Below are 12,638 nucleotides of genomic sequence, written 5' to 3' on the forward strand. Positions count from 1 at the left end.
AGCCCCGCGACGACGCGGGGAGGGTACGTCCGGCGCTGATTTCAGCTGTCTCTTCAAGTCACCCTCCCCAAAGGCTCGTGCCTCGCCTTTGACCCTCCCGGAGGGAGGGTGGTTTTCAAAAAAGCACGTCTTTTTCGCACTCTGAACGCCGCCGGACACGTGTGACAGAAAAAAAACGCCGAAGGGCCCGCAGCGGGCCGCCTTCGGCGTTCGAAGATTGGACGGGCAATCACGCCCGTGGTGCTCAGCGGGTTACTTGCCTGATGCCGGTTGCTCACCGGTCGTTTCGCCCAGAATCAACATCACCGGCGAACCAGCCTGTTGGCCGTTGTAGGTGTACCCGGCTTTCAAAGCTTGCTCGATCCGCTCACGCGTTTCGATCAGGTGTGAACGCGAGTAAGCATCCATTTTCCCGGCACAGGTCTTCAATCGATCACTGATCTTGTCGGACAGATCACGCAGGTGCATTCGAGCCAAATCGCTGATCGGCCGGAATGCCGCGGTCTGTTCATTGTTCTCCAAGATCAAGTCGATCAGCCGCTGCATGTGCTCGCGTTGCAGGTTGCGACGCAGGGAGCTGATCATCGGCTGACGATTGTTGCGACCATCGGGACATTCATTTTCCAGTTCGCCCCAGGCGGCATCGCTGACCGTTTGCAGCAGTTCCGGCAGGGTCAAAGTGTCTTCGTCCGCGGGCAACCGCAATTCGTTGTCGTAGACACGTCGCAGCGTCGTCGGATTCATCAACCAGGTCAGAGCGGACGCCTGCAGACCCAACACGCGGTCGTGGATGGGCCAGGTTGCTTCGCCGGAAACGCCGAAGCTGGACCCGCCGTCCAACCACTGCTCATTGGTCATGCGTGAAAGCAACTCGGGGGTCAGACCATACGCCTTGTCATAGAACGTTTGGTCGATCACGAATTGCAATGCGTCGCGCTGCTGTTGGGCCGGAACGACTTCGACCGGGGCACGATCTTCCGGATCCCCTTTCTTGTCGCGATTGACGAACGCGCCGCCGACCCAGTTGGCCATCATGTTGGCCGCGCGAGTTTGCAGCGACAGCGTCAGTTCATAACCGCGTCGAGCCTTGGCCCAGGTATCTCCGTCCTTGACGAACTTTTCCAGGATGCGACCGCGGTACAGATCGACCAGCTTCATTTGCTCTTTCGCGTAATCCAGCGGATCAGCAGAAAAGTCGTAGCGGCGTGCCAGCGGATCCGGCCCGCTGGTGTCCTCATCGGTCGCAAACTGCAACTCGGGTTCGACACAGCGTTTCAAGATTTCGGGCAGCTTTTTGTCGTCCAGCGTGTAGCCGTACTCGATCGCCCAGTAATCGTAGGGGCCGATGTCGATCATCGCGTAGTCGCCCTGGACGTCACCGCTTTCGAAACGGAAGTTGATCGGGTTGTAGTCCATCACCGAGGCGGTAAAGGTCTTTTCCCCTTTCAGTTCCTCGCTGTTGATCTTGTCCAACGAGTACAGCGCGGACCCCTTGAAGTTGTGCCGCAGTCCGAGCGTGTGACCGACTTCGTGAGCCACCAGGTCGGCCAACAACGGACCGACAAACCAATCGGGCATGCCGTCGAGCATGTCGGCGGTGCTCTTCGAGGCGTCGTCTTCGTCGTCAGAATCTTCGTCATCCTTGTCCGAGTCGGCTTCGTCCTTGGGTTCCTCCTTCGCGTCATCCGCAGCCGGCGCATCCTGTTCGGAATCGGACTTCGCTTCCCCGTCTTTCGACGCTTCTTCGTCGTCCTGTTTGTCGCCCTTCTTGGCGGCTTCTTTCTTCGCCTGTTCGGGTTTGTCATCCATCAGCGCCAGGGCCCAGTCCATGCGAGCCAGCGCCAGATCCAAACTGCGAGCGTCGGCGGCCATGCACATCCCGTTCTTTTGGCTCAGATGTCCCAACAGTCCGTCGTACTCTTCGTCGCCCAACAGCGACGGATCGGTCGACGCCAAGGAGTATCCGGCGTAGGGCTGACGAGCGGAGCGGGCGATCGATTCGCGGATCTCGTAGCCACGCGAGGGCGAGGTCATCCGCAACCGAGGATCCCAACGAGGATGCTGGCTCAGAAACGCCAGCGTTTCGGGGCTGACGCCCTCCATCGCCAACTTCGGCATCAGGTCGTCGTAGTTGAAGTTGAAGTGGCGGATCCAGCCGTCGGTCAAAATGATGTCCGCGTCCAAGATTTCACCGGTCATCGGATGCACACGACTGGGGCCGATCGCGGTCCCGACGTCATTGTTCAACCAGCGGATGAAATTGTACCGGACATCTTCCGGATCCTTTTCCATGTGCGCGCCGCTCTCGGCGTCCTGGTATTCGATCACGATTGCATCGACCAGACCGACTTTCTCGAACGCTTTGTTCCAGTAGTCGATCCCGGCCTTGATGAACCGGCGGTAACGGACCGGAGCGGTGTGCTCGACAAAGAACCGGATCGGTTCCTTGGGCGGGCTGAGTTTCAGTTTCGGATCGCGTTTTTGCAGGTTCCAGCGGTTGACGTAGCGGACGCGTGTTTCGTCGTCGGTGTACTTGCTCAGATCCGAGAAGGCGGTGGTGAAATAGCCAACGCGTTGGTCAGCCTCGCGGGGCTTGAAGCCGCTGCTGGGGCTGGGCACTTCGCTGAACGAGTAGTGCAACGTCTGGAAGCGTCCGCCGGTGCCGACAATTTCCAAGGCAACTTCGACGTTGGTCGGAAACACCTTGATCGATTCGATCTTGCTGATTCGCGAATTGGAGATCCGTACCGAGCGGCCGAAGAAACTGCTGGCGTTGCCGATCAGCAGCGCATCCAAATCGATGACCGGTCCGCCATGCGGCCCCATCGCCAGGATCGGAATGTCGACAAGCACTTGATCGGTGAACAACCGTTTGACCGACGCCTTGGATTCGGCGTCTCCGGTTGCACGAATGGAAAGGTTCGGCACGATCAGCGCCAACCGGTCGTCGTAACGCCGCCACTTGACGACCAGTTCACCGGACTGCAACCCGGCGTAGCGATCGCCGCTGCTGAGCGTCAGCGCGATGAAGTAACTCTTCTGCTCAAAATTCTTGGGCAGTTCGCCAATCAGTTGCGCGTCCTTGCTCCGCTGCCAGACGTTGAAGAACCCCTTGCGGTTCTGCTGGTCCGAAACCGGCACCTCCTCATACGACTCGGACACTTTGTCGAAAGGGGGCAGATCGTCGGCCCGGACCGCCGGGGCGCTCGCAAGCAAGCCGACAACAAACGCGAAACCAGCTAGTGCGTATTTCATTCCAAGACACTCGAAACGGATGAAGAATGGGTCGGTAGAAGCGTAGGTCACGCTTTGGGCAGAGAGGCCACGCTTTGGAGGGCGAAGCCGGACGCGTCCTCAGCGTCCGGAAGCGAATTTTCCGGCAATGTGAGCTCCGGCAGCCGGAAGCAAGCCCGGATCCCGGAAGCGATCATCAATCGGTGCGCCGGCCGTCGTGCCGCGACCGATGTCGGTTCGACCAATCATTAAATCCTGCCTAATCGCATTGGTTGATTGTACCCCGACGACTGGTGATTTGTGAAGATTCCGATGCGTCCGATTCTGGATCCGGCCGGGGATTCGCTCCGGCATCCGGTCGGGGGCAGCCGCCATCGCGGGAGCAGGCCCCACAGCGGCAAGACCCCGCCGACGCTGCCGGTCGTCCGCCAAGGCGGGCCGTCGCGGGCCAATCCCCCCAGAACCGGTGTCAGCCAGTTTGTCGCGCATTGACGGGGTTTCCTCTGCCATCAACAATCGGGACTGAATCGGGAACACGCTGTTCCTCTGATTTGCACTTGTTCGCGTTCGACGAATCCTCTCGACAGCCACGATTCCGGACCACCGAGCCCGTTCCTCCGACCGCAGAGCCCCTATGAATCCGCTGCAACAACAAGACCCCCAAGTCTGGGATGCCATCCAAGACGAAGCCCGCCGCCAACGCGATGGCTTGGAGATGATTGCCAGCGAAAACTACACGAGCTACGCAGTCATGCAGGCTGCCGGAAGCGTCCTGACCAACAAGTACGCCGAGGGATACCCCGGGCGCCGCTACTACGGCGGTTGCGAGTATGTCGACGTGGTCGAGACTCTTGCTATCGATCGAGCGAAGGAATTGTTCGGTGCGGAAATCGCGAACGTTCAACCCCACAGCGGGTCCCAGGCCAACACCGCGGTCTACCTGTCCTGCCTGAAACCCGGCGACAAGGTGCTGGGACTGGACCTCGCCCAGGGGGGGCACCTGACGCACGGAATGAAGCTGAACATCAGCGGCCAGCTGTACGACTTCCACTCTTACGGTGTCACGCGGGACACCCACCGGCTGGATTTCGACCAGATCGCCTCGCTGGCTCGCGAGCACAAGCCGAAGTTGATCGTGGCCGGTGCGAGCGCCTACCCGCGGGAAATTCCACACGACAAGTTCGCGGAAATCGCGGAGGAAGTGGGTGCCAAACTGATGGTCGACATGGCCCACTACGCGGGCCTGGTCGCGGCGAAGATCCACAACAGCCCGGTTCCCTACGCCGACTACGTCACCACCACGACCCACAAGACGCTGCGTGGTCCCCGTGGCGGCATGATCCTGTGCAAGGAAGAACACGCCAAGCTGATCAATCGCAACGTGTTCCCCGGCACGCAAGGCGGCCCGCTGATGCACGTGATCGCCGGCAAGGCCGTCTGTTTCGGGGAAGCCCTGACCGAGGACTACCGCACGTACGCCCAATCGGTCGTTGACAATGCAAAAGCACTTGCCGAATCGCTGTCCGCAGCCGGTCTGCCGCTGGTCAGCGGCGGTACCGACAACCACCTGATGCTGGTCGATGTGACCGCCGTCGGATTGGGCGGGAAAGTCGCCGAAAGCGTGTTGGATACCTGCGGCATCACCGTCAACATGAACATGATCCCGTTCGACCAGCGAAAGCCGATGGATCCCTCCGGAATCCGCATCGGAACCCCGGCGCTGACCACGCGTGGGATGGGCGCGGCGGAAATGCAACGCATCGGAAGTTGGATCCACAGCGCCCTGTCCAACCCGGAAGACGAGACGTTGCACGGTCGAATCCGAAATGAAATCCGCGAAATGTGTGAAAGCTTCCCGGTCCCCGCTGACCGGGAATCGTTCGCCACGATCGCATAATGCGATTCCCGCTGCCTTTCGGCCATCTCTCACCCTCCGATTCTTGATCGCATGACCGACCGTTCTCCCCATCGCATCCTGATTGCCGACGACAACGTGGCCAATCGCGAATTGCTGGAAGCTTATTTGGTGGATGTCGATTGCGAAATCGAAACCTCGGTCGACGGCCAGGACACGCTGGACAAGGTCGGCAGCTTCCAACCGGACCTGGTCCTGCTGGACGTGATGATGCCGAAACTGAGCGGCTTCGAGGTCTGCAAGCAGATCAAGGAAAACCCGCAAAGCTCGCGGGCGATGGTCCTGATGGTCACCGCCCTCAACGAGCTCGGTGACATCGAACGTGCCGTTGCCGCGGGGACGGACGATTTCTTGAGCAAGCCGATCAAGAAGGTGGAGTTGCTCAAGCGGGTCGAGAACATGCTGCGGTTGCAAGGCATCGAAGACGAATTGCAGCGGCTGCAACAATACATCCAGGCGATGGACGACAGCCAACGCGCTTAGCTGAACTTCCGACGCGCCGTAGCTGCGGTCGCCAGACGGCGGCAAATCTGCATCGCCCACGCTCTGGCGAGCGTGGCTACCTGACGCTGCCGAGCTAAGCGGAACTTCCGACGCGCCGTAGCTGCCGTCGTCAGACGGCGGCAAGCCCGCATCGTCCACGCTCTGGCGAGCGTGGCTACCTGGTCGTGGCGCGAACCAGTACCGCCTTCACCCCAGCCCCACGGCCGCGAACACGTCCTCCACGGCGAACGGCCGGGCGGCGGCAAACGATTCCGCGGCCATGATGCCGGCGATCGAACCGGTCATGGTCGCGGCGGCACGGATCCGCAGATCCATCGACTGCTTGTGGGCAAACTGGCTGACGTAACACTCCATCGCGGCCACCTTCTGGTCGATCGTGTCGCTGATGTCCACCAGCAAGTGATGCACGTTGCCGGACAACGTCGCCGATTCGATCGCCAGCCGAAAATACAGTTGACGATCAATTTTGTGTGGCGGCAGTCCCTCGAAGTGGTGATCCCATTTCGTCAATCGGCTGTAAAAAACCGCCGCGTCGGTGATCAGCATGGCTTGAAAGTGGTCCGGCGAAGCCATCGGCGTTTTCTCGCCGAACCCCATCACGATCTTCGGACGAAACCTTCGAAAGACGGCCGCCAGCGCCACACGATGCTCGAAACAGTCAAACAATCGACGATTCGGAAAATTCAACTGGATCCGCTCATCGACGCCCAGAATCTCCGCGGCGCGGGCGGCTTCGACGGCCCGAGCTTCGGGCCCGTCCGAAAACGGCGTCGGCTCGCCATCGGTCAGATCAACGATCCCGACCCGGTGACCGGCAGCCGAAAGTTTTGCCAAGGTTCCGCCGCACGCGACTTCCGCGTCGTCGGGATGCGCCCCCACGGCGATCACGTCCAAAGGGGGAGGCAGTTGGTCGTTCAATTCCACAGTCTCCATGAAAGCTGCCATGCCGGGGGGAATCACCGAAAGCCGCGCCGAGTGATCACAGCGCGTCGTCTCCGTTCATCACCGCTTCCTTGATCGCCTGCACCAATCGGTTTCGCCCCAGCCGCGCCAACGCGTGGTCGTCGACCTGGATCCCCATCGATCGGGCAAGCTGAACGGCCAGGTCCACATCGCGGATGCCGTGGTACTGGTTGGTCATGCCGACATCGGTGTAGATCGTCTCGCGATCGGACTGAAACCCCGACTCATAGGCATCGGCCAATTCTTCGATCCAGGGTTCAGGAATCCGCCGCGACCGACAGTGAGCAACGCTCCAGATCTCATCCCCGGTGCATTCGGCGAGCAACGCCAACACGCGGTGCCGAGGCAGAGTGTTCATGATCGTCACCGAGGGGTGTTTCAGGCCGAATCCGACGAATTGCTGTCAATCAAACGATCGATCTGAGCAGCGACGATGAAGTCATTCTCGCTCAGCCCGCCGATCGCATGGGTGGTCAGATCGACTTGCAGGTGCCGGTAACCGGTCAAGTGCAAGTCGGGGTGATGCTGCTGCTGTTCGGCAATTTCGCCGATTTCGTTGATCCACCGGATCGCCCGCGAAAAATTTCCCGCATTCAGTTTGCGAGAAATCATGGTGGCGGCTTCGTTGACCCGCCATTGCGGGATCGCCTGGGCAAATTCTCCGACCTGAACGGCATCCATCTTAGGGACACCACCCTCACAGGGAACGCACTTACGGGCGACCAGGGCGTCGGTATCGGGAGCGGTCATGATTGGACAATATCGAAGGGAGAGCACGGTCGAAGCGGATGTGACTGTTTCGCGTATTGAGGGTAGCAAGAAAGAAAGCTTCGTGCGCGGGCCTCAGAAGTTCGATCTTCCAGATCCTGGGCAGACAAGGCGGGATCCCTCCGGCGCGTCCGATTCACGCCCGCGACCACTGGTCGCGGGGAGGAAACGGCCCCAGCCGGTCTGGCGGCGTTTTGTGCCAAACGTCTACCATCGGCGGTAGACGGGTGGCGGTGCGTCAACCAGATGCGACCGGCATTCGCGGTGGGGGGATCGCAACAGCTTCTCTTCTCTCGGTACCCACGAAGGATCGTGACCATGTCCGCCGGCGAAAAAACGCGAAAGTCAGGCTTCTACAAGCCCATCACCGATCCGCCAGCTTCCCGCGCGGTGCCGCCGCAAGAGATCATGCTGGAGGGAGATTCCCCCCGGTTCCTGATCAGCCGCATGAGTGCCATCGGGGATACGATCCTGACGCTGCCGGTCGCCTGTGCGTTGCGAGACCAATTCCCGGAGTCCAAGATCTTCTGGGTGGTCGAAGAGAAGTCTTCTCCCGTGGTGCATCGCCACGATGCCGTTGATGAAGTGGTGATCCTGGACCGTGGCTGGTTCACGTCACCAAGTCGGCTGCGGTCGGCGCGTCAACAATTGCGGTCGCTCCGCTGCGACGTCGCCATCGACTGCCAGGGAATGACCAAATCGGGATTGGCTTGCCTGCTCTCCGGTGCCAAACACCGCATCGGCTACCTGGGCAAGCAGGCACGTGAACTGAGCCGCTGGTTTTCAAACGTCCGCGTCGAACCGGTTTTTCATCACTTGACCGACCGCTCGTTGGAATTGCTGACCCCGCTGGGCATTCATTCACCGGCGGTCCGCTGGGATTTGCCAATCCCGGGCCCGGCCAAGGCCTGGGCGGAACGCTACCGCAACACCATTCCCGCCTCACGCGTGGCGATCATGAACCCCGGAGCGACCTGGCACAGCAAACGTTGGTTGCCGGAGCGGTTCGGTGCGACCGCCCGCTACCTCCGGGATCGCTACGGCTACACGACCGTGGCCGTCTGGGGAACGTCGCTGGACCGGGCGATGGCATCGGACATCGTGGCAACCAGCAACGGCGCGGCGATCTTGGCGCCCGACACCGACCTGCACCATCTGGCCGCCTTGATCGGCACGGCGGACCTGTTCCTCAGCAATGACACCGGACCGTTGCACATGGCGGTCGCCGTGGGCACGCCGACGATCGGGCTCTATGGCGCGACACGCCCGGGCGACAGCGGCCCTTACGGGCAGACCGCGATCCAGATGGCCTACGAATCGGGTTCGTCGCGACAGCGCCGCAATGCTTCCAACGCCGCGATGTGCGCCATCGGCGTCGAACACGTCTGCGAAGCCGTCGATGCGCTGGAACAACAGCAACGTTTCCTCGTCGCCGCGTGAACCGAACATGACGTCCTCCGACCACGGCGACGATGTGACGCCCGTCCGCGCGCTACGCGAGATGGTGGAACAGTTTGTCGCCGAGCGGAATTGGCACTCGTTTCACAACCCCAAGAATCTGGCCATGTCGCTGGGGATCGAAACCGGCGAGCTGATGGAACATTTCCAATGGCTGACGCTGGAGGAAGCCGCCGCGGTTCAAAACGATCCCGAACGCAAGCACGAGGTCGGTGAAGAGTTGGCGGATTGCCTGGCCTACATTCTGGCCATCGCCAACGTGATGGACTTTGACCTGAGTTCCACACTCGCCGCCAAAATGCGACGCAACGCTGAAAAGTATCCCGCCGATTGAGCCCCGTCGGCTCCCGGCCGCCGACCCAACGCGTCCGGGCCTACCTGGCACTGTCGGCCGACAACACAAACCCTCCCACGGGATCCGGTCCGCGCTCGACCACCTGCCCGAATGCGTCTAGTTGGGCGCAGCGCAGAATGTCTTGCTGGTAACCGGCGCGGATCAGGTTGCGGCCTCCCAGCGATTGTTGCAGCGCCCCGGCCAACGCCTCGGTCGAGTGCAGGCCCCCTGCGGACGACACCCCGTGATCCAACACAGCCTGCCACGCGGACTGGGCGATCCTGGCCGAATCGTCGATTCTTGCGTCCGCCCGATGCTGGCGCAATCGCGCCGTGATTGCACCGGCCAGCAACACATCTTCATAACTGACTTCACCGTCGGTGCCGGCGCAGACGACATGGACATTGGGCTCGGCGATCAAAGTCTGGACCGTGGCTGACAGGTTCAGGAAGGACGCGACCACCAACCGTCGGGCGCTTGCGACCGATTCGATCGCCCGCGTGCCGTTGGTGGTCGTCAGCACCAGTTCCCGTCCGCCCACGACAGACGGACCGTACTCCGACGGCGAATTGCCCAAGGTGAAGCCTTCGATCGGACGACAATGCCGCTCACCACATAGCAACCGGGTCGGCTGCGCAGCAGCGGCAAGATGGCGCGCGGCATCGACTTCGCCACAGGTCCAGATTCGCGTGGCGCCATGATGGCAAGCCGTGACCATGACCGACGTCGCCCGCAACACATCGATCACCACCGCGCAGCCGGCTTCGACGTTCCGAGCGGATCGAAAGTCCGGCACCAGGTCGACGCGTATTGTTTGCTGCATCACACCATCCGCATCGTTTTCCATCGTCCACCGAGAAAGCGGACGGACATCACCAGAGCCAACGCCCAAATCCAACCTGTCACCACCCACCACCACCAATTCAGTGCGCCGCTCCCGGGGTCAAATAATATTCCGGTCCCCACCGCAACCGCGCTGGTGACGGCACCGGCGGCGAGTACGAACCAGGTATCGCCGGCACCTTTCAATGCGGCCCCCAGAATCAACTGCGTCGCGTCCAACAGGACGTACAAGGCCACAAACCCCAGCAGTCCGCTGGCCTGATCCACGGCGGACAGCGAATCGGCGTCCGGCGAGCCCAAACGATACAGCGACAACATCCAGTCGCCGGCAACCAGGTACGCGATGGCCCAAACGCCCGAGTACGCCAGCGCCAGAACCAACGAGGCGATCGTCGTGCGGACGGCAAAGTCGGGCCCGTTCTGCAACAGATGCCGGCCCACCAACACCGACGCCGCGATGGCGATCCCGACCAACGGAATGAAAGCGACCATGTTGAAATTGATCGCCATCGTGGTCGCCCGCAACGGCACGTCGCCCAATTGGCCGATTTTCAAAATGATCACCGTGAACGCACCGGCTTCGGTCAGGTACATCAGACCGCTGGGAATGCTGAAGTACAAAAAATTGCGCATCATTTTCACGTCGACTCCGATGCCAGCGCGAAAACGGTACACCGGCTCCAAAGCCGGCCGGGCCAACAGCCAGGCGTAGCAGACTCCCTTGAACCAGAATGCGATCACGCTGCCGATCGCAGCCCCGGCGATCCCCAACTCGGGCAGCCCCAGCCAACCGAAAATCAAAACCAAGTCCAAGACGACATTCAACGTCCCGCTGGCGACCGACACCCACATGATCACCGACGTCCGCTCGGTGCCGCTGAAAAATCCACTGAGCGCCGATTCGATCACCAAGCCGACACCGCCCAGCATCAACCAACGAACATACGTCGCCTCGACGGGAACCAGTGCCGGCGGTTGGCCGGTCAGCCGAAACAAGGACTCGGCCCCCCAGGCCGCCGCCACAAAAAAGGGGATGGTCATCAGCGACAGCCAGACCGACTGCCACAACAACCTGCCCACCTTGTGCGGTTCTCCGTTGCCGATCAATTGACCGATCGTTGCCCCGGTCATGGACGCCGTTCCGATCGGGACGCAGACGATCACCCAGAAGAGGTTTCCGCCGGCCATCGAAGCGCTCATCGACGTCCCGTCGTACAGCATCAACAGGGTCCGATCGGCGAACAGGACGATCGACAACATTCCGGCGCTGACCATCAGCGGCAGCGCGACACGCATCACTTCCCAGGCCGCAGCGCTCAGCCCCCTCGGAACCGGATACGGTGCACCGACCAGCCTTCGCGTCGCTCCGGTCACCAGTCACGTCCCAACGGGGTCCGCGCCACGATGGCGGCAATCACCACGCCCGCAATCAGGCCACCGATGTGCGCCCCGTTGGCGATGCCGCGGACGAAAAAGATGCAGAACACCAACCAGCCCAACATGATCGTCACGTTGGCCGGAACCATCCGAATCGGATACGTCGGTGTCATGATCGGCCGCACCCACAGATAGCCGAACAATCCGTAGACCGCTCCGGAGGCACCGATCGAAAACGGCGTGCCCGCCAGCCCCGACAGGAACGGCGGCAGGGTGTCCGCCGGCGGCAGAAAGACTTGAAAGAAACCGCCGGCGACTTGCGAGATCAATAGGAGCGCTAACATGAACATGGATCCGTGCAACCGTTCGATCGCCGACCCCAGGATGAACAGGGCGATCATGTTGAACGCCAAATGAAACGTGTCCCCGTGCAAAAACATCGGCGTGATCAGACGCCACACCTGCCCCTGCTTGATCGACTCAAAGGGATCTTCGTGAACGATGTATTCGCGAGCATCCACAAACGACAATGCAAAGAAGACCGTTTCTTCGGTGGAAGGTTCGCCGGGAACGGGGGACGGGTTGGGACGCCCGAAATTGGTGGCAAAGCTGGCGATCACCGACAGAATGATGGTGCCGATGACCACCGGGATGGACTGCTGGCGAACGGGCACGCCCATCAGCGGGCCGCCAGCGGGCCCACTCCGCATGGGAGCTTTCCGCCGCAAATTTCGCAACCGTTTTTCTTCCTCGTGTTTCTCCCGACGGATCCGATCGGCGTCAGAGCCGACCTGGTACTTGGCGTCGTCCGGCGATTGCAAGAATGCCTCCAACTCCGTTCGGGCCGAATCCACCTGGGCTTCGTCGCGGATCCACAAGTTGCACTCGTGCCGAACCGTGCCGTTGTCTTCCGGGTGGGATTCGATATCCGTGGTGCACTCGATCGACCGGGTGGTCAGGTAGTCCGAGAAACGTTTGGCCAGGCTGGGGTCGTTCAACGTGCCAATGCGGCGCATTCCAAAATTCGTTGGTTTGTGGGGAGAAAGCGACCGATACCGAGCACGCGGGGTCGTTTGACGCCGCCCTCGGGACGGCAAGACTTGCCGCCGGGGGTCCCTGTTGAATACTATGACGAGTACTCCAAATCGCCGCTACGCGGCGACCGGGGCGTCCGGACGACCGAAATCGATTCTTCCGAGCACCTTGTCGGTCGGCGGAGCATTGGACACCGGAATCGCAATG

General features: G+C 61.1%; 11 protein-coding genes. 4 read left to right on the plus strand and 7 right to left on the minus strand.

The genetic code is table 11. The features are described from left to right. Window positions 1-252 precede the first annotated feature (252 nt). A complete protein-coding gene (locus tag FYK55_RS11250) occupies window positions 253-3,255 on the minus strand; it encodes a zinc-dependent metalloprotease (RefSeq protein ID WP_150076500.1) in 3,003 nt (1,000 codons plus the stop codon). 613 nt (window positions 3,256-3,868) lie between these two features. Here FYK55_RS11250 and FYK55_RS11255 point away from each other — a divergent pair. Together FYK55_RS11255 and FYK55_RS11260 are read left to right on the plus strand one after the other, a co-directional pair. Then, entirely contained in the window at window positions 3,869-5,131 is a 1,263-nt protein-coding gene (locus tag FYK55_RS11255; RefSeq protein WP_150076501.1) for a serine hydroxymethyltransferase, read from the plus strand. 51 nt (window positions 5,132-5,182) lie between these two features. Continuing rightward, window positions 5,183-5,632: a response regulator gene (locus FYK55_RS11260; RefSeq protein ID WP_150076502.1), complete on the plus strand. Its 450-nt coding sequence runs from the start codon at window positions 5,183-5,185 to the stop codon at window positions 5,630-5,632. 207 nt (window positions 5,633-5,839) lie between these two features. Here the strand turns inward: FYK55_RS11260 and FYK55_RS11265 are convergent, their stop codons facing one another. The 3 genes from FYK55_RS11265 to FYK55_RS11275 are packed head-to-tail and all read right to left on the minus strand — an operon-like array spanning window position 5,840 to window position 7,366. Then, on the minus strand, window positions 5,840-6,586 hold the full coding sequence (locus tag FYK55_RS11265; RefSeq protein ID WP_150076503.1) for a PIG-L family deacetylase: 747 nt from the start codon (window positions 6,584-6,586) through the stop codon (window positions 5,840-5,842). 46 nt (window positions 6,587-6,632) lie between these two features. Beyond that, window positions 6,633-6,974, minus strand: a complete 342-nt coding sequence (locus FYK55_RS11270) for a hypothetical protein (protein WP_150076504.1) — start codon at window positions 6,972-6,974, stop codon at window positions 6,633-6,635. 20 nt (window positions 6,975-6,994) lie between these two features. After that, a complete protein-coding gene (locus tag FYK55_RS11275) occupies window positions 6,995-7,366 on the minus strand; it encodes a 4a-hydroxytetrahydrobiopterin dehydratase (protein WP_235908613.1) in 372 nt (123 codons plus the stop codon). Window positions 7,367-7,702: 336 nt separating this feature from the next. On the opposite strand from FYK55_RS11275, the gene FYK55_RS11280 reads away from it, so the two are divergent. Both FYK55_RS11280 and FYK55_RS11285 read left to right on the plus strand, forming a co-directional pair. Beyond that, complete coding sequence (locus FYK55_RS11280; RefSeq protein WP_235908614.1) at window positions 7,703-8,824, plus strand: glycosyltransferase family 9 protein; 1,122 nt, start codon at window positions 7,703-7,705, stop codon at window positions 8,822-8,824. A gap of 7 nt (window positions 8,825-8,831) precedes the next feature. Then, entirely contained in the window at window positions 8,832-9,176 is a 345-nt protein-coding gene (locus FYK55_RS11285) for a nucleotide pyrophosphohydrolase (protein ID WP_150076505.1), read from the plus strand. Between the two features lie 40 nt (window positions 9,177-9,216). On the opposite strand, the gene FYK55_RS11290 is transcribed toward FYK55_RS11285, so the two are convergent. From FYK55_RS11290 to FYK55_RS11300, 3 genes are all read right to left on the minus strand, one after another. Then, window positions 9,217-9,999 carry a 2-phosphosulfolactate phosphatase gene (locus tag FYK55_RS11290; protein WP_161604441.1) on the minus strand — a complete coding sequence of 261 codons (783 nt, stop codon included), beginning with the start codon at window positions 9,997-9,999 and terminating at the stop codon, window positions 9,217-9,219. After that, entirely contained in the window at window positions 9,999-11,315 is a 1,317-nt protein-coding gene (locus tag FYK55_RS11295) for an MATE family efflux transporter (protein ID WP_235908615.1), read from the minus strand. Before FYK55_RS11295 ends, FYK55_RS11290 begins: the two co-directional genes overlap by 1 nt. A 74-nt stretch (window positions 11,316-11,389) precedes the next feature. Then, window positions 11,390-12,412 (minus strand): rhomboid family intramembrane serine protease, encoded by a 1,023-nt coding sequence (locus FYK55_RS11300; protein ID WP_150076507.1) that lies wholly within the window; start codon window positions 12,410-12,412, stop codon window positions 11,390-11,392. Window positions 12,413-12,638 lie beyond the last annotated feature (226 nt).

It is taken from the genome of Roseiconus nitratireducens (assembly GCF_008629675.1).
Classification (GTDB): Bacteria; Planctomycetota; Planctomycetia; order Pirellulales; family Pirellulaceae; genus Stieleria; species Stieleria nitratireducens.

Bases quoted from the DNA above. Each gene is read 5' to 3' on its own strand.
- FYK55_RS11255 (WP_150076501.1), top strand. From the start codon at position 3,869: ATGAATCCGCTGCAACAACAAGACCCCCAAGTCTGGGATGCCATCCAA.
- FYK55_RS11290 (WP_161604441.1), bottom strand. From the start codon at position 9,999: ATGCAGCAAACAATACGCGTCGACCTGGTGCCGGACTTTCGATCCGCT.
- FYK55_RS11285 (WP_150076505.1), top strand. From the start codon at position 8,832: ATGACGTCCTCCGACCACGGCGACGATGTGACGCCCGTCCGCGCGCTA.
- FYK55_RS11270 (WP_150076504.1), bottom strand. From the start codon at position 6,974: ATGAACACTCTGCCTCGGCACCGCGTGTTGGCGTTGCTCGCCGAATGC.
- FYK55_RS11295 (WP_235908615.1), bottom strand. From the start codon at position 11,315: ATGCGTGTCGCGCTGCCGCTGATGGTCAGCGCCGGAATGTTGTCGATC.
- FYK55_RS11265 (WP_150076503.1), bottom strand. From the start codon at position 6,586: ATGGAGACTGTGGAATTGAACGACCAACTGCCTCCCCCTTTGGACGTG.
- FYK55_RS11250 (WP_150076500.1), bottom strand. From the start codon at position 3,255: ATGAAATACGCACTAGCTGGTTTCGCGTTTGTTGTCGGCTTGCTTGCG.
- FYK55_RS11260 (WP_150076502.1), top strand. From the start codon at position 5,183: ATGACCGACCGTTCTCCCCATCGCATCCTGATTGCCGACGACAACGTG.
- FYK55_RS11280 (WP_235908614.1), top strand. From the start codon at position 7,703: ATGTCCGCCGGCGAAAAAACGCGAAAGTCAGGCTTCTACAAGCCCATC.
- FYK55_RS11275 (WP_235908613.1), bottom strand. From the start codon at position 7,366: ATGACCGCTCCCGATACCGACGCCCTGGTCGCCCGTAAGTGCGTTCCC.
- FYK55_RS11300 (WP_150076507.1), bottom strand. From the start codon at position 12,412: ATGCGCCGCATTGGCACGTTGAACGACCCCAGCCTGGCCAAACGTTTC.